The 15605-nt window shown below is 44.1% G+C and carries 17 protein-coding genes and 3 tRNA genes; 18 read left to right on the plus strand and 2 right to left on the minus strand.

What is annotated here, in order from left to right:
* Nucleotides 1-24 precede the first annotated feature (24 nt).
* The 18 genes from citC to panB all read left to right on the plus strand — a co-directional run bounded on the left by citC (nt 25) and on the right by panB (nt 13302).
* Nucleotides 25-1071: a [citrate (pro-3S)-lyase] ligase gene (gene citC / locus SCACP_RS05755; protein ID WP_425060425.1), complete on the plus strand. Its 1047-nt coding sequence runs from the start codon at nt 25-27 to the stop codon at nt 1069-1071.
* Nucleotides 1072-1386: 315 nt separating this feature from the next.
* Nucleotides 1387-2616, plus strand: a complete 1230-nt coding sequence (locus tag SCACP_RS05760; protein WP_425060426.1) for an NAD(P)-dependent malic enzyme — start codon at nt 1387-1389, stop codon at nt 2614-2616.
* Between the two features lie 13 nt (nt 2617-2629).
* Complete coding sequence (locus SCACP_RS05765) at nt 2630-3475, plus strand: fumarate hydratase (protein ID WP_425060427.1); 846 nt, start codon at nt 2630-2632, stop codon at nt 3473-3475.
* A 15-nt stretch (nt 3476-3490) separates the two neighbouring features.
* A complete protein-coding gene (locus SCACP_RS05770) occupies nt 3491-4048 on the plus strand; it encodes a Fe-S-containing hydro-lyase (protein WP_425060428.1) in 558 nt (185 codons plus the stop codon).
* Nucleotides 4049-4177: 129 nt separating this feature from the next.
* A tRNA-Pro gene (locus tag SCACP_RS05775) sits at nt 4178-4254 on the plus strand.
* Nucleotides 4255-4272: 18 nt separating this feature from the next.
* Nucleotides 4273-4346 (plus strand) — tRNA-Gly (locus tag SCACP_RS05780).
* Nucleotides 4347-4365: 19 nt separating this feature from the next.
* Nucleotides 4366-4441: transfer RNA gene (locus SCACP_RS05785), tRNA-Arg, on the plus strand.
* Between the two features lie 465 nt (nt 4442-4906).
* Entirely contained in the window at nt 4907-6370 is a 1464-nt protein-coding gene (locus tag SCACP_RS05790; protein WP_425060429.1) for an MATE family efflux transporter, read from the plus strand.
* 45 nt (nt 6371-6415) lie between these two features.
* Nucleotides 6416-6550, plus strand: coding sequence for a hypothetical protein (locus SCACP_RS05795; RefSeq protein ID WP_425060430.1), 135 nt, complete (start codon nt 6416-6418; stop codon nt 6548-6550).
* A gap of 404 nt (nt 6551-6954) precedes the next feature.
* Nucleotides 6955-7209, plus strand: coding sequence for a hypothetical protein (locus SCACP_RS05800; protein WP_425060431.1), 255 nt, complete (start codon nt 6955-6957; stop codon nt 7207-7209).
* Nucleotides 7178-7663 (plus strand): hypothetical protein, encoded by a 486-nt coding sequence (locus SCACP_RS05805; protein ID WP_425060432.1) that lies wholly within the window; start codon nt 7178-7180, stop codon nt 7661-7663. Before SCACP_RS05800 ends, SCACP_RS05805 begins: the two co-directional genes overlap by 32 nt.
* A 357-nt stretch (nt 7664-8020) precedes the next feature.
* Nucleotides 8021-8350: an IS66 family insertion sequence element accessory protein TnpA gene (tnpA, locus tag SCACP_RS05810; RefSeq protein WP_425060433.1), complete on the plus strand. Its 330-nt coding sequence runs from the start codon at nt 8021-8023 to the stop codon at nt 8348-8350.
* Nucleotides 8344-8691, plus strand: a complete 348-nt coding sequence (gene tnpB, locus SCACP_RS05815) for an IS66 family insertion sequence element accessory protein TnpB (protein WP_425057810.1) — start codon at nt 8344-8346, stop codon at nt 8689-8691. Before tnpA ends, tnpB begins: the two co-directional genes overlap by 7 nt.
* A 61-nt stretch (nt 8692-8752) precedes the next feature.
* A complete protein-coding gene (gene tnpC, locus SCACP_RS05820; RefSeq protein ID WP_425061331.1) occupies nt 8753-10321 on the plus strand; it encodes an IS66 family transposase in 1569 nt (522 codons plus the stop codon).
* A gap of 326 nt (nt 10322-10647) precedes the next feature.
* Nucleotides 10648-10953, plus strand: a complete 306-nt coding sequence (locus SCACP_RS05825) for a hypothetical protein (protein WP_425060434.1) — start codon at nt 10648-10650, stop codon at nt 10951-10953.
* Nucleotides 10954-11290: 337 nt separating this feature from the next.
* A complete protein-coding gene (locus SCACP_RS05830) occupies nt 11291-11629 on the plus strand; it encodes a hypothetical protein (protein WP_425060435.1) in 339 nt (112 codons plus the stop codon).
* 66 nt (nt 11630-11695) lie between these two features.
* Nucleotides 11696-12256, plus strand: coding sequence for a TIGR00725 family protein (locus SCACP_RS05835; RefSeq protein WP_425060436.1), 561 nt, complete (start codon nt 11696-11698; stop codon nt 12254-12256).
* Between the two features lie 209 nt (nt 12257-12465).
* The gene (gene panB, locus SCACP_RS05840; RefSeq protein ID WP_425060437.1) at nt 12466-13302 is read left to right on the plus strand and encodes a 3-methyl-2-oxobutanoate hydroxymethyltransferase; all 837 of its coding nucleotides are present in this window, start codon (nt 12466-12468) and stop codon (nt 13300-13302) included.
* Nucleotides 13303-13450: 148 nt separating this feature from the next.
* Here panB and bioB (SCACP_RS05845) read toward each other — a convergent pair whose 3' ends face one another.
* Together bioB (SCACP_RS05845) and bioB (SCACP_RS05850) are read right to left on the minus strand one after the other, a co-directional pair.
* Nucleotides 13451-14437 (minus strand): biotin synthase BioB, encoded by a 987-nt coding sequence (gene bioB, locus SCACP_RS05845; RefSeq protein WP_425060438.1) that lies wholly within the window; start codon nt 14435-14437, stop codon nt 13451-13453.
* A 14-nt stretch (nt 14438-14451) separates the two neighbouring features.
* Entirely contained in the window at nt 14452-15441 is a 990-nt protein-coding gene (gene bioB / locus SCACP_RS05850) for a biotin synthase BioB (RefSeq protein WP_425060439.1), read from the minus strand.
* Nucleotides 15442-15605: the final 164 nt, after the last annotated feature.

Genomic DNA, 15605 nt, shown 5'->3' on the forward strand with positions numbered 1-15605 from the left:
ACGGCATATTAGGAGGTCATTGACATGTGGAGTAGCTATGATATAAGGGAAATTAACCTTGATAGTTCCCGGGAAGTCGAGGCTGTCCGCGCCTTTCTTGCCGGCTTTGATCTGACCTTCGATGGTGCTGTTGACTATACAGTGGCGTTTTATCAGGATGATGAGATTATTGCTGCCGGCTCGTTGGCCGGGGAAGTGCTGCGTAATATTGCCGTGTCGCCCCGGTTGCAGGGAGAAGGTTTAACCGCCAACGTGGTTAGTCACCTCATGCAACAAGCCGGGCAACGCGGCATTTATCACTATTTTATCTATACTAAACCCAGTGCGGCGCCGATGTTTGCCGCACTGGGCTTCAAAGAAATTGCCAGGGTCGAGCCTTATGCCGTTTTACTGGAGTCAGGGCTGGGCTCAATTACCGATTATTGTCGTGAAATAGCCAAGAAGGCTAAAGTGCTGCCTGCCGGCTCCAGAGCTGCGCTGGTTGTTAATTGTAATCCTTTTACGTTAGGACACCAGGCAGTAATAGCCAGGGCGGCAAGAGAAAATCAAGCGGCTGTTGTCCTCGTCGTCAGCGAGGAACGGTCGCTGTTTCCCTTTGCGGTGCGGTTTCGTTTAGTGCGGGAAGGACTGGCCGAATATAAAAATATTTTGGTGCTGCCTGCCGGTAAATATATTGTTTCGTCGGCAACCTTTCCGGGTTACTTTACCCGGGGAGCAGCCACCGCTATTGCTCAGACCCGGCTTGATGCCACCGTTTTTGCCCGTTATATCGCTCCGGCGCTTGGTGTCACCCGGCGTTATGTCGGCGATGAACCATACTGCGAAACAACGAGTAGTTATAATCAGGCCATGGCCGAAATTCTGCCGCAATACGGAATTAGCTTAAAAATCATGCCGCGCATTACGACCGGCGGTGAAGCCATCAGCGCGTCACGGGTGCGGGAACTTATTCGTCATGATGAGTGGGCCGCCGTAAAAGACTTGGTCCCGGAGACTACGTACCGGTATTTGACATCTACGGAAGCTCAGCCGATTATTGCCCATATCAAGCATAGCCACTCCCGGCATTAGTTTATTTTGTTATGGAGCCTGTTATTGCATATAATCTCTTTGATTCGCTTACTATATGAAATCCAATAAAGATTTTTTTCTAGGCGTGTTGTTAGTAACGCTCCACCGCTGGCGCTTGACTTACGCTTATACTAACAACACGCCGGTAAATCTTTATTGGATACTATATATATTAAGCCAGGTGAAATGACCAAGCTGGGCATTGCCGGTAAACAGTATTTAAATAACATCAGCCAGGATATCGCTTAATACATAGTAGAATCAATAAGTCTGGCAAGTTTATTTGACTGTCAAAAACTATATGGGGGTTATAACATGGACATACGTGAACTAGCATTAAGACTTCACCGGGACAACAACGGAAAACTGGCAGTAGCCCCAAAAGTACCGCTTTCTTCCCGGTATGACCTTAGCCTGGCCTATACTCCGGGAGTTGCCGAACCATGTAAAGAGATTAAAGATAACAAAGACTTATCATTTGAGCTAACTTGCCGCGGCAACATGGTAGCCGTTGTTTCTGACGGTACCCGGGTGTTAGGCCTTGGTGACATTGGCCCGGAGGCGGCGATGCCGGTAATGGAAGGTAAAGCAGTGTTGTTTAAAGTATTTGGCGACGTTGATGCTGTGCCGATTTGCCTTGACACCAAAGACCCGGACAAAATTATTGAAACAGTCAAACTCCTGCAACCAACGTTTGCCGGTATTAACTTAGAAGACTTTTCCTCACCTAAGTGTTATGACATTGAAGATGCGTTAAAAGAACAAATGGATATTCCGGTTTTCCACGATGATCAGCACGGAACAGCAATTGCCGGGGTAGCGGCTCTTATCGGCGCACTCCGGTTTATCAAAAAGGAATTGGCTACCGCTAAAATCATTGTTAACGGCGCCGGTGCTGCCGGTACTGCCATCGGCCGTCTGCTGGTAAATGCCGGGGCCAAAAATGTTATCATGGTTGACGTGCACGGCGCTTTGTACAAAGGCATGCCAGGCCTTAACCGGATTCAGACCGAATTGGCCAAAGTAACTAACCTGACCAAATTAGAAGGTAATCTAGAATTTGTGGCTAAAAACGCGGACGCGTTGATCGGCGTTTCTGCTCCTGGCGCATTTACCAAAGAAATTATTAAAAATATGAACCCTGACGCTATTGTTATTGCCATGGCTAACCCTGTACCTGAAATCAGTTATGATGAAGCCAAGGCCGCCGGAGCCAGAGTAGCCGGAACCGGACGCTCGGACGCTCCTAACCAGGTTAATAACGTCACGGTATTTCCCGGCGTTTTTAGAGGCGCTATTGACGTAAGAGCCCGGCAAATTAATGAAGCTATGAAAATTGCCGCCGTTTACGCCATAGCTGATCTCATCCCCGAAAATGAGCTCCGGGAAGACTATATTGTGCCTGATGTTTTTGACCCCCGCGTTGCTCCCGCCGTAGCTGCCGCTGTAGCTAAAGCGGCCATGGAGACCGGGGTAGCCAGAATTAAAGTCGATCCGGAAACCATCAGGAAAAATACAGCTGAACGTATTAGACTTGGCCGCTAATCAGGAGGGCAGGATGCGTACAATTGATGTTTCACAGATTACCGCAACGGTAGCCAAGTTGGCTGTTGACGCCAACTACTACCTATCAGACGATATTCGCGCTGCCTTGGAAGCAGGGCAGGAACGTGAAGAATCACCGCTCGGCAGAGCTATTCTCGGACAACTGGTAGAAAACGCTTGTATTGCCCGTGATGAACAAATGCCAATCTGCCAGGATACGGGTATGGCTGTCATATTTTTGGAAGTCGGACAGGATGTGCACATCACCGGCGGCAGCTTAGTTGACGCCGTAAACGCTGGCGTAGCCAAAGGTTATACTGAAGGCTATCTGCGGAAATCGGTAGTGGGGGAACCGCTGTTTAACCGTAAGAATACCGGTGATAATACTCCGGCTGTGTTGCACACCACTATTGTCCCTGGTGACAAAATAAAAATTACCCTGGCACCTAAAGGTTTCGGCAGTGAGAATATGAGCGCGCTTAAGATGTTCAAACCGGCCGATGGCCTGCCGGCAGTCAAGAAGTTTGTTATCGACACTATTTTTAATGCTGGTTCCAATCCTTGTCCGCCTATTGTTGTAGGTATAGGGATCGGTGGTACCATGGAAAAAGCAGCGCTTATGGCTAAACAAGCACTATTGCGTCCGATAGATAAGCGCAGTTCCCATTCCGAATATGCCAACCTCGAACAAGAGCTGCTTGACTTAATTAATAAAACCGGTATAGGTCCGCAGGGTCTAGGCGGCCGGGTGACAGCGCTTGCGGTGAATGTCGAATATTATCCAACTCATATTGCCGGCTTGCCGGTGGCTATCAACATCAATTGTCATGCCACCCGCCATGCCGAGGCAGAACTATAACGGGGGACTTGTAAGATGCAAGAAGCTATTAGAATTGTCACCCCGTTGACCGAAGACAAAGCCCGCCAACTCAAAGCCGGTGACTTTGTACTTATCACCGGAACCATTTATACTGCGCGGGACGCCGCACATAAACGCATGGTTGAAGCGTTGGCTGCAGGCGAAAATTTACCTGTTGATTTTAAGGACCAGATTATCTACTATGTCGGCCCTGCGCCGGCCAAACCGGGCCAGCCCATCGGTTCGGCCGGACCGACTACCAGTGGCCGCATGGACGCTTATACACCGCGAATACTTGAAGAGGGGCTGCGTGGTATGATCGGCAAAGGTTACCGCTCGCCCGAGGTGGTAGAGGCCATGAAAAAATACGGAGCAGTATATTTTGCCGCTACCGGCGGTGCAGCCGCACTTATTGCCAAGGCCATTAAGAAATATGAAATAGTTGCTTACCAAGATCTTGGACCTGAGGCCCTGGCGCGGTTGACAGTTGAAAACTTTCCGGCAATCGTTGTCATTGACAGCCAGGGTAATAACTTTTATAATGAAGGGCAACAGAAGTACCGTAATATATAAGTGTTCGGACAACCGGCTGTCGCCAATCAATTGGCTGGCGGCAGCCAAAAAAATACCTGAAAGTCACAATACCTGAAAGTCCTTGCTTGACAAACAAGCAAAATCTAAGTATAATATATTTTGTGACTACGGGGCGTGGCTCAGTTTGGTAGAGCACCTGGCTTGGGACCAGGGGGTCGCAGGTTCAAATCCTGCCGCTCCGACCACTTATACAACTATTAAATGCGGGTGTAGCTCAATGGTAGAGCACTAGCCTTCCAAGCTAGCTACGAGGGTTCGATTCCCTTCACCCGCTCCATTTTATTTATAATGAATATGCGCCTGTAGCTCAGGGGATAGAGCAACCGCCTTCTAAGCGGTTGGTCGTAGGTTCGATTCCTACCAGGCGTGCCAGGAAAACTAAGGCTTCCGAGGATTCGGAAGCCTTTTGTTATGTAAATATGGGGATACTTTTGGGGATAGTTTATTTTCAATGCGCGTGGTAAAAACCACGGACTTCAGTCCTTGCTTTTTAAACGGCTTTAGCCGTAACCACGACTTCCAGTCGCAATAATAACTCCTGTACTTCAGTGCAGGGTAGTTCAGTGCCGAAAATGCCTATGTGTCTTGTGGCATATACATATTTAGACCGGTGCCAAAGGCGGTTGTTCTATCCGTTGAGCTATGGTGGAGAATAAATAAATCCTAATCATGTCAATCTTCTGCCGGTGGGAGATATGTTTCGAGTTGGTTGTGGCCTTGAATTTATCCATAAAAAGGTAATGATACTATCGTCTGCCTCTTTACGTCCATCATAATTTGATATATATTTATAGTTAGAGTATATATATATATATATGATAAGAATGTATTACTTTCTTGTTTGCAAAAATAGGAGGCCAGTATTTCTGGCTTTTTATTTTTCAATTTATACGTATTATATTGGAGGGTTTTATGGATAACGCAAAATTCTTAGGAGAACATAAAATATCATCTTTATTATGGCAATTTTCTTTGCCGGCAGTTGTTGGCATGTTAGTAAGCGCCTTATACAATGTGGTCGACAGCATTTTTGTCGGCCGGGGGGTTGGCGAGATTGCACTGACGGCTGTAACAATCGCCTTCCCGATTATGACAGTATTAATGGCAGTAGGAATGCTGATTGGGATTGGCGCGGCAACCTTAATTTCCCTGCGACTGGGTGAAAATAATCAACAACAGGCAGAAATGATTTTAGGTAACGCCCTGACAATGATGATTGTTTTTGTTCTGGCAACTACAGGATTAGTTCTGTGGTATCTGGATCCCATACTCATTAATTGTCTTGGTGTAACCCCTGAAGTTTTGCCATATGCCAGAGATTTTACATCAATCATCCTTGGCGGCAGCGTATTTTTACACGTAGGCTTTGGTTTAAACAATGTCATTCGAGCTCAGGGAGACCCCCGAACAGCCTTGGCAACACAGTTGATTGCCGCAGGAATAAATATTGTCTTGAACTATCTGCTGATTTTTATATTCGATTTTGGAATTAAAGGCGCCGCAATTGCCACTATTTTAGCACAAGCAGTAGCCGCAGTTTGGGTTGTATACTACTTTACGTATGGATCAGGACTACTGCGTTTCAGAAAACATTGCCTGGCATTGCGTATGCATATTGTAAAAGACATTTTCAAAATTGGTGTAGCCCCCTTTTTGATGCAGGTGGGCGCAAGTGCCGTAATGGTTGTGCTTAATCTTCGGATTATGGTCTATGGCGGTACGACCGCTGTAGCCGCCTTTGGCATTATGAATCGAATTCTTATGCTTGTTATGATGCCAGTAGCCGGAATTAGTCAGGGCGCACAGCCGATCATCGGCTATAACTATGGAGCCAAACAATATCAGCGCGTTATATCTGCATTGCACATGGCAATTGCCGTTTCTACATTTATTTGTTTATGTGGGTTCCTGTGGGTACAATTATCTGCAGAACGGATTATCCGGATATTTAACGCTGAGCCACAATTGATTGAAATCGGCACTACAGGAATAAAGATCTTTTTGATAATGCTACCCATTATCGGTTTTCAGATCATTGGTGCTAATTATTTTCAGGCAATTGGCAAAGCCTATTATTCCATTATCTTCAACTTACTGCGTCAAGTCATTGTACTTATACCACTTGTATTTATTCTTTCTCATTATTTTGGGTTAATGGGGGTCTGGGCTGCCGGCCCTATATCTGATATTGCATCAGCACTTTTGACTGGTATCTGTCTATATTGGGATGTAAAGCAATTAAGAAAAAACCTCCAGACGGCAACCTCGGAGCAACCTATCAACGACTCTTCTTATTGCTAGAAAGGATATTTCTATAATTCACTTATAAGAAGGACAATGTTGATAATGTCTTTAGTTCTCACTTTGTTGGTTATTACTCCGTTGGCTATTTCTCGTGCTTTTGTTGACACCAATACCTATGAGACGGTATATGTTAAACCAGGGGATGCCGGTGAAAAAACTATAAGTGGTAACCAATGAGTGGTAACCAATAGGATTGGCACTGCGCTCGCTTACAAGGAACTTCAACTTGCCTAAACAATGGCAACAAATATGCCAGCCAGTATAGTTATCCTATATTTTCTATCCTGCGCCTTGCAGGTTGTCTACCGTCTTTGTAAAAAAACTTGATATACTCAAATTTTAATTACCATGTTACAGGAAAAGGAGTATAATGTTTGTATAAAGGAGGTTTTAGCTGTGTCGACAATCTCTGGATACCATCATTATCTTCTTATCAAACCACGGTGACTTCGGAAGTTCTTTCTTTGTTTAGGTGGAGTGAGTTCAATGCAAAACATGATAATAAATTTGTATTTCACTATACACCAATACATTCGTCTTGGGTTAACCAAGTAGGGATATGAAGTGAAAGGATTACTTTTATGAGCAAAAGAAGCAAAGGCGTTTGCAAATTCTGCGGAAAAGAATATACCAAAGCTGCAATGATAAAGCATTTGACAGCTTGCCAGAAACGCAAGGATTTATTGGATTTAAAATCATCAAGTGAAAAGCAATCCGGATATTTCAGCCTTGCCGTTGAAGGAACTTATCGCAAAGAATACTGGCTGATGTTAGAGGTTCGAGAGGACTTGGACACTCAAGAATTTGGACAAGTTCTTAAGAGATATATGGCTTGAATGCTGTGGGCATTTAAGTTCATTCAGAATAGATGGCGTTTTGTATGATGCTGAGCCTCAAGCTTCCATGGGATGGGGAGTTCTTCCTACGAAGAGCATGAATTGCAAGCTAAAGAGTGTACTTAAAGAAGGAATGCTTTTTGAATATGAATATGATTTTGGTTCTACCACAGCGCTTGCAATCAAGGTGTTTGACTACAGAGAAGGTAGTTGGAAAAAAGATGAAATTACTATTATGTCTCGAAACAAGCCAATTGAAAGGCTTTGTGATGAATGCGGAGAAAAGGTTGCTACTGTTGTTTGTGCTGAGTGTATTTATGAGGGCAAGGGTTTTTTATGTGACGATTGCAGGGATAACCATGCTTGTGGAGAAGAAATGTTCATGAGGATTGCCAATTCTCCGAGGTGTGGAGTATGTGCATATGAGGGCAGCTCAAAATATCCTGATTATTAAGGAACGTATTTTGGGAATATTGTGCTAGGTAGCTGCTGCAAAACGGGGCGATATACAGTTAATTGCTGTAATACTCAACAGTGAGCATCGATGGGATGATGCTGCTAAATTGCTTGATTATGGGTTTCAGCTATATAAAGAGCGGGTACAACCTTCTGCCTATTGATATTGCCTTCTTAAAAGATGATTTTAAATCTAAACATATTACATAAGAGTTACCAAAAAAATTATACACCTGAACTGTTCATAAAGCCGGCAACCTAAACGGGTAGCTGGTTTTTGTGTAAGCGTAAAAGTATCCCCACATAGCGTATATGCTTCAATCCTGGGATAATGATCTCAGGAGGGATAAGCTGTATGGAAAATACAATAACAAGCAAGCGTAAGGCCTACTGTGCTGTCGAAAAAGCAGCGCTGATAGCAGCATATAAAGCCAGTGGCCTAAGCAAAAAAGAATGGTGCCAGGAAAATGCTATTGGCCTGAGCACATTGCAGAGATGGCTGCAGCACGAAAAAAAGCAGGACCAGCCGCAACCGGTACAAAACTGGATTCCTGTCATCCAGGCTGCGCCACAACGATCAGCCAGCCTCGAAATACAAATCGGCAAATGCAAAATTGCCGTAGATACTAAAACAGATAAAAAACTCTTGGCAACGGTGCTTGGCGTACTGGTGGAAGTATGCTGAAACTATCGGAACATACACCAGTCTTTTTAGCCTGCGGGGACACCGATATGCGTAAATCCATTAATGGCTTAAGCGCATTGGTGCAGCATAGTTTTAAGTTGGATCCGTTTCAAAAAGCACTGTTCGTCTTTTGCAACAAACAACGCAATCGAATTAAGATTTTAACTTGGGAAGACAACGGCTTTTGGCTGCATTTAAAGCGCTTGGAACGAGGCCGTTTCAAATGGCCGACACTTGACGACGCCACCATGGCGCTTACCACAGAAGAACTGTGGAACCTGATTCAAAGCCCGGGCATCGAACAAAAACTGCGTCGCACGCAAGTTTTAAAAAGCCGCTAAAGTATTGATTTTACTGGCTTTTCGCCTCATTTTCCGGTATAATAGAAGATAAGAAAATGGTATCGGAAATGAGGATTTTTTCTTGCAAACACAGGCACAGCTTGAAGAAGAAAATGCGGAATTAAAGAAACGCGTTCAGGAATTGGAAGCGCTCAACAAGTGGTATATGGAGCAGTTGAAGCTGCTTCGCCAAAAAAAGTTTGGCGCTTCTTCGGAAAAAAGTAAACGCGATGACCAGGAACAGTTAAACCTCTTCAATGAGGCGGAAGCTGAGCGCCAACCGATTGCTGTGGAGCCGGACGTGGAAACCATCAGTTATCAGCGCAAAAAGGGTAAACGCGGAGAAAACATAAAGGACTTGCCGGTAGAAGTGATTGAATATACTCTGCCAGAAGGTGAACAGACCTGCCCTGCTTGCGGTGAAGAGCTGCATGTTATGAGCAAGGAAGTACGTAAGGAATTGACGATTGTTCCGGCAAAGGTCAAGGTTATCGAGCACGTAAACTATGTATACGGTTGCCGAAATTGCGAGAAAAACAATATAGAGACGCCGATCATCACGGCTAACGCGCCGAAAGCGTTGCTGCCTAAGAGCATGGTATCCGCCGAGCTTATGGCCTATATCATGAGCCAAAAATTCGTCAATGCTATGCCGCTGTATCGGCAGGAGCAGGAATTTAAGCGGCTTGGCGTAACGCTTTCCCGCCAAAACCTGTCCAACTGGGTTATTAAAGGTGTCGCACTTTTGGAGCCTTTGTTAGCAGCCCTAAAAAAAGAGTTGCTTTCAAGGGATTTGTTGCACGCCGATGAAACTACTCTGGAAGTGTTGTGTGAACCCGGCAGACCGGCACAGACAGATTCCTATATGTGGTTATATCGAACGTCCGGGGATACGGATCATCCGGTTGTGCTCTATGACTACCAGGAAGGGCGCAGCGGGCAATTTGCCAAGGCGTACCTTGCAGGGTTTTCCGGCTATCTTCAGACCGATGGTTGGCATGGCTATCACAAGGTAGAAGAAGCCGGTGTAACCTTGTGCGGCTGTTGGGCACATGTTCGGAGAAAATTCAATGAAGCCTTGGTCGGCCCTGCGGCTAAACAGCCGAATAGTAAAGAAGCGATAGGTCTTGCCTATTGCAATAAGCTTTTCGACGTTGAAAAAAAGGCCGAGCACATGACGCCGGAAGAACGGCATGAACTAAGGCAAAAAGAAGCTAAACCAATTATCGAAGAGTTTTATAAATGGATAGAAGCTTGTTGGGCTGATACCTTGCCGCAAAGTCTACTGGGCAAGGCGCTTACCTATGCCCAAAATCAGAAAAAGTATCTGACAGCCTATTTGGCCGATGGCCGCATCGAAATATCGAATAATCGTGCGGAGCGATCTATCAAGCCTTTTGTGATTGGACGAAAAAACTGGCTGTTTTGCAATACGCCTGGTGGCGCAAAATCGTCCGCCGCTGTTTACAGCATAATCCAAACGGCCATAGAAAACGGATTAAATCCACAAGCTTATCTGGAATATGCCTTTAGGCAAATCCAACTGCAGGATACGCTCTGTATTGAAAAACTACTTCCGTGGGCTGAAGAAATTCCTGTAAGCTGTAAAATGCCTAATAAAAAAGCATAACGGTTCCAACAGCCATCTGATGTTTTATCATATCGTACATCAGGTGGTTTTTTATTGATAGGTGGTTTTGCTTTGACGCTTACGTATATTTTGAGAAGATTTTACTTTGCTCAGAATATACAATAGTGAATTTAACAAAATCCATACAGTAAATAAACGGAGGTAGCTGCCAGATCCGGTGGTTAAGATGATACTATATCAAGCTCAGCAGAGCTTGTATACCACGGTTTGCTGATAAGTTGTTTACTTTATTTACTTTTATAGCGGGGAATCCATTGATAAGTGTATAATTGAAGCAAAGAATTTATGAAAGAGGAGAAGATTCAATGACAAAGTTGGAAAAAGGAATGGTAGTTTTGTCGTCAGTTGAATCCCCGACAGGTTCCCCGGCAAGGATTATCTATGCCGGACGGGGAGAAGGAACCCAATTCGGGACAACGCTTTTCCATGTGTTTATCGGCGATATGTCTTACGGAATTTTTACTCTCCGCGGTGACATAACCACTGTTGAGGAAGCCCAGAGCAAACTTATGGCTCCTAGACGGGAGGGTGACGAGGAGACGCTGGCGGAATATGCTGTTCGCTATCAGTGGTATCATGTTGATGATGTCGAAGGTTACGCTCTCAGCTGATGTAAGAGGTTTTTTTATCCAGTGTGATGATAGCGGGTAGCGTGTTTTGTTGACATCACTAAGTGGACAGAGATACCATGATATGAATTAACTTGCATTATTAGGAAAAAAGTGTTACTTTAGATATAATGTTAGGTTAAAAATATGCCTGTTCTGTTACGAACAGGCGTCATTACTATTATGAATTTCTAAAGATAAGTAGTATGAGTAAATCTTAAACATTACAAGAGCTTAGAAAGGGCTATGCTATATAGAAGAATATTGCGGAGTTGATCAAAAAATACTGTGTAAGGTGCTGGATGATTCAATGATTGAAATATGTAGATCCCAAGATAATGTGACTATAAATTTGCGTGCTATTCCCATGGGCAGTCAATGGAATGTTGCCATTACGGGCGGAAAAGCTCATATTGGTGCGGTTGCCTTAGGTATACCGCGTTCCAGTTTAGCTGATCCCGGGCAAGCGAGTGCGTCGGTTTCGGTATTGACGGTTACCGGACACATCGATGATGAAGTTGCCAGACCTGCGGCTCACTTTTTAGCTAAGGCTCTGAAACAAATTGTTGTCGTTAGTTGCGGAATTCATTATGACAAAATTACGGCAGAGGATATTTTAGTTGTGAAAAAACTCGTCCAAGAAATTTTGGAAGATTTTTATGCAAATGTACACGAGTAATACACGGGTAATAAATCGGTTATAGTAAATTCTATAATCATATAAAGTGATTAGGGCGGAAATTAGATGATAAGAATCGGTGTAATTGGACAGTCAGGAGAAATCCCCGAGGCCACCCGCAAACTTGCCGAAGAAATTGGAAAGGAAATTGCTTTGCGAAGAGCAATACTTCTTACCGGTGGAACAAATGGGGTCATGGAGGCCGTTTCCCAAGGAGCCAAACAGGCGAAGGGTTTAGTAGTCGGAATTCTTCCTGGTGATAAAGTTGATGGTGCGAACGAATACATAGATATCCCTATCACGACAGGATTAAGTTATGACTATAGGAGTCTAATTTTGGTTCATTCTTCTGATGCAATAATCATGATTGCAGGAGCAAACGGGACGTTAGGCGAATTATCAGCAGCATATTTAAATCGGAAGCCTGTCGTGATTGTTGAAAGTTCTGGCGGCTGGGCCGCCAGAATTCGCGGTATGGCCTATGAAGGTACATACCTTGATGAGCGGAAATGGGTCAAACTGGATTACGCAAATACAGCGAACGAGGCACTTGATATTGTAATGAGCCGGGTTCAAGCCAACCAGGCATTGGCAAACAAAACCGCAAATTTGGCAGATGGTGAGTAAGATTGCAGGAAGCAAACTAGCCGAATAAGCTATGTAAATAGCTTGCTCGGCTAGTTTGTTCAATAATCCTGCCAGACTGAGGACCCAACTAGTGGAACGCAGGGGAATTTTTCTTAGGGCTGAGCTATGAAACGTGTTACAATTATAGGTAACTATGTATTATGGCTGTTTTTATGTATGGGATAAAATATATGTAAGGAGTGTATTTTATGGGAAAAACAAAAATGTCTATTCCACAATTCAAAGAATTTAAGTTACAAAGAAAAAAGTTCCGCATGGTTACCGCTTATGACATAGCATTTGCGGCTATGGTTGAAAAAACACCCATCGAAATGATTCTTGTCGGAGATTCCCTAGGTATGGTTGTACTCGGCTATGACAGCACGGTACCGGTTACTATGGATGACATGGTGCATCATATTAAACCAGTAGTGAAAGGAGCTCCTGGTACGTTTATTGTTGGAGATTTGCCTTTTGGTTCTTACAATGTTAGTGTGGAGGATGCTATTAGAAATGGCAACCGGATTATGAAAGAAGGCGGTGCTGATGCCGTTAAACTAGAAGGCGGTAAGAACGTTTTACATATAGTAGAGGCCATGGTTAATGGCGGAATTCCGGTAATGGGTCATCTTGGATTGACTCCCCAGACAGCTACGCAACTAGGCGGTTTTAAAGTTCAAGGCAAGGATGCGGCAGCAGCCAGGCAATTAATCGAGGACGCCAAGGGCCTTGAGCAAGCAGGCGCTTTTGCGATTGTACTGGAATGTGTACCTTCTCCGGTGGCGAAATTGATTACAGATGAAATTGCCATTCCCACAATTGGTATTGGAGCCGGTCCTGACTGTGATGCTCAGGTGCTAGTTACCCAAGACCTACTGGGAATTTTTGACCGGTTTGTGCCCAAGTTTGTTAAGCAATATGCTCAACTTAACCGTCAGATTGTTGAGGCGCTTAATCTCTATGCACAGGAGGTGGTTGACGGAACCTTTCCTGGCCCTGAGCATTCATTTGGTATGAAGGAGGAAGATCTCAAGCGACTGTATTAAACAGGAGACGAATTTGGCGTTGTTGGCCGGATTTTATAATTCAGGGTTTAATCTAATACCCGAGTGGATAACAGCACTGTAAGTAAATCCCGGATAATTACAGAAAAAATCCCATCTACTGGTCGTGGATGGGATTTTAAAATCCGGTTTATTCAGCAATCGGCTTGAGTCCTAAATCTCGGACTGTATCAAGGTCAGCAGTTGCTCCGCGTCCGGTTGTTGTGAGATAATTGCCGATAAGCATTCCGTTAATTCCCGCGAGGAACCCAAGAGGAACAAGCTCACCGAGGGCTTTTTCACGGCCGCCTGCATAACGCAAGATTTTGGTAGGCAGTATCATTCTGAAAATAGCAAACGTTTGTAATATCTCCATTGGCTTTAGCGGAGGCTGGTTTTCAAGTGCAGTACCCTTGACCGGATTTAGAACGTTGATGGGCACAGAATCAACGTCAAGCTCCTTAAGAGCAAAGGCAAGCTCAATTCTGTGTTCCCATGTTTCACCCAAGCCGATAATGCCGCCCGAGCAGACCTCAAGACCTTCAGCTTTGACATGTTTAATAGTTTCGATACGTTCATCGTATGTATGGGTTGTGCATATTTGATTAAAGAAGCTTTGGCTTGTTTCCAGGTTGTGATGGTAACGGGTTATTCCTGCTGCTTTTAAAGCTTTAACGTGATCCGGACTTAGGATTCCCAATGAACAACACCGTTTAAGTCCTGTCTCAATACCTATTCGCTTAATGGATTCAATGATTTGTTCAAAATCCGGATCATTTTTCATGCCACATCCGGCAGTCACGATACAAAATCGATACGCACTATGAGATTCAGCTTTTTTTGCGGCATGTAGAATTTGCTCTTCATTCATTAACGGATATATATCTAATTTTACATTATGATGTGCGGATTGTGCGCAAAATTTACAGTCTTCCGAGCATCCACCTGAACGTGCATTAACTATTTCACAGGTATCAACCTGATTACCGGTAAACTTAGCACGAATTTTGTTGGCAATTCCTAACAGGATAGGGATATCAGATTTATCAATTTGTGTGAGTTTCATTGCCTCATCAAAAGTAAGTTGTCCTCCGTCGAGAACTTTTTTCCCCAGTTCGAAAACTAAGTCATAGCTCATGTTTGTGCCTCCAGTTAATTGTCCGGGTTTGGGTATAGCCCAGCATCATATATCATAGTAAAGTCTTTAGCTGTATCGCGTCCGCCAAAAGTTAGATAATTGCCGACTATCAGGCCGTTTGCGCCTGCTAGCATTACTGCTCCCTGCATGTCACGCAGGTTGACTTCTCTACCGCCTGCAGGGCGGATGACTTTGTCGGGTAAAATGAAACGAAAGATAGCAAATGTTTTAAGAATTTCAAGCGGTGATAGCCGTGTTTGTTTTGCCAGCGAAGTACCAGGTAGCGGATTAAGAATATTAATAGGAATTGAACTAACATCTAGTGCTCTTAGCGTCAGGGCTAAATCAATACGGTCTTCCCAGGTTTCACCAAGCCCGATAATGCCGCCTGAGCAAAGTTCAAGACCGGCTTTCTTAGCCGCAAGTATTGTGTTAATACGGTCCTGATAGGGGTGAGTAGTGCATATTTCCGGATAAAACCGTTCACTGGTTTCAAGATTATGAGCATATCTTTTGACGCCTGATTGGAATAGAATTAGAGCTTGGTCGTAATTAATTGTGCCTAGATTTGCACAAATCTTAATTTTTGATTGTTCGGTAACGTATTGAATGAGGGTAACGATTCTCTCAAAATCAGAATCGTTTTCCATGCCTTTACCGCTGGTTACGATGCTAGCTCGCTTTGCTCCGTCTCTGGCAAGTTGCTCAATTGATTTTAGGGCCTCATTTTGCGAGATAAGTGGAAATACCGGGCAGTTAGTATCATGGTGTAAGGACTGGGCGCAAAATTTACAATCCTCAGAACACATTCCAGACCGGGCATTAATTACTCCGCACATATCTACAGAGTTTCCAGCAAACCTGGCCCGTATCTTATTGGCGTAAGCCCCGAGAAGTGGGATGTCTTCTTCGGGAATATTCGTCAGGGAAAAAGCCTCTTCGCTGGTGATAAGGTAACCATTTAGGATCATTTCACCGAGACTAACAATATTTCTTGACTCCATAGGTTGCTCTCCTTAGGTATTGTTAACCCAAAATGCATTTAAAGTTTACCAATCAATTACTATTTTACATTGGTTTCGGTTGATTGTAAACTATTTAGTTGGTTAAAGGTTAACTAAATGCGAGTAAATTTTCCTGTGATAGTAAATAAGTATATTGTGAAATA

Source organism: Sporomusaceae bacterium ACPt, assembly GCA_041428575.1.
In the GTDB taxonomy this organism is placed as follows: Bacteria; Bacillota; Negativicutes; order Sporomusales; family Sporomusaceae; genus Sporomusa_D; species Sporomusa_D carbonis.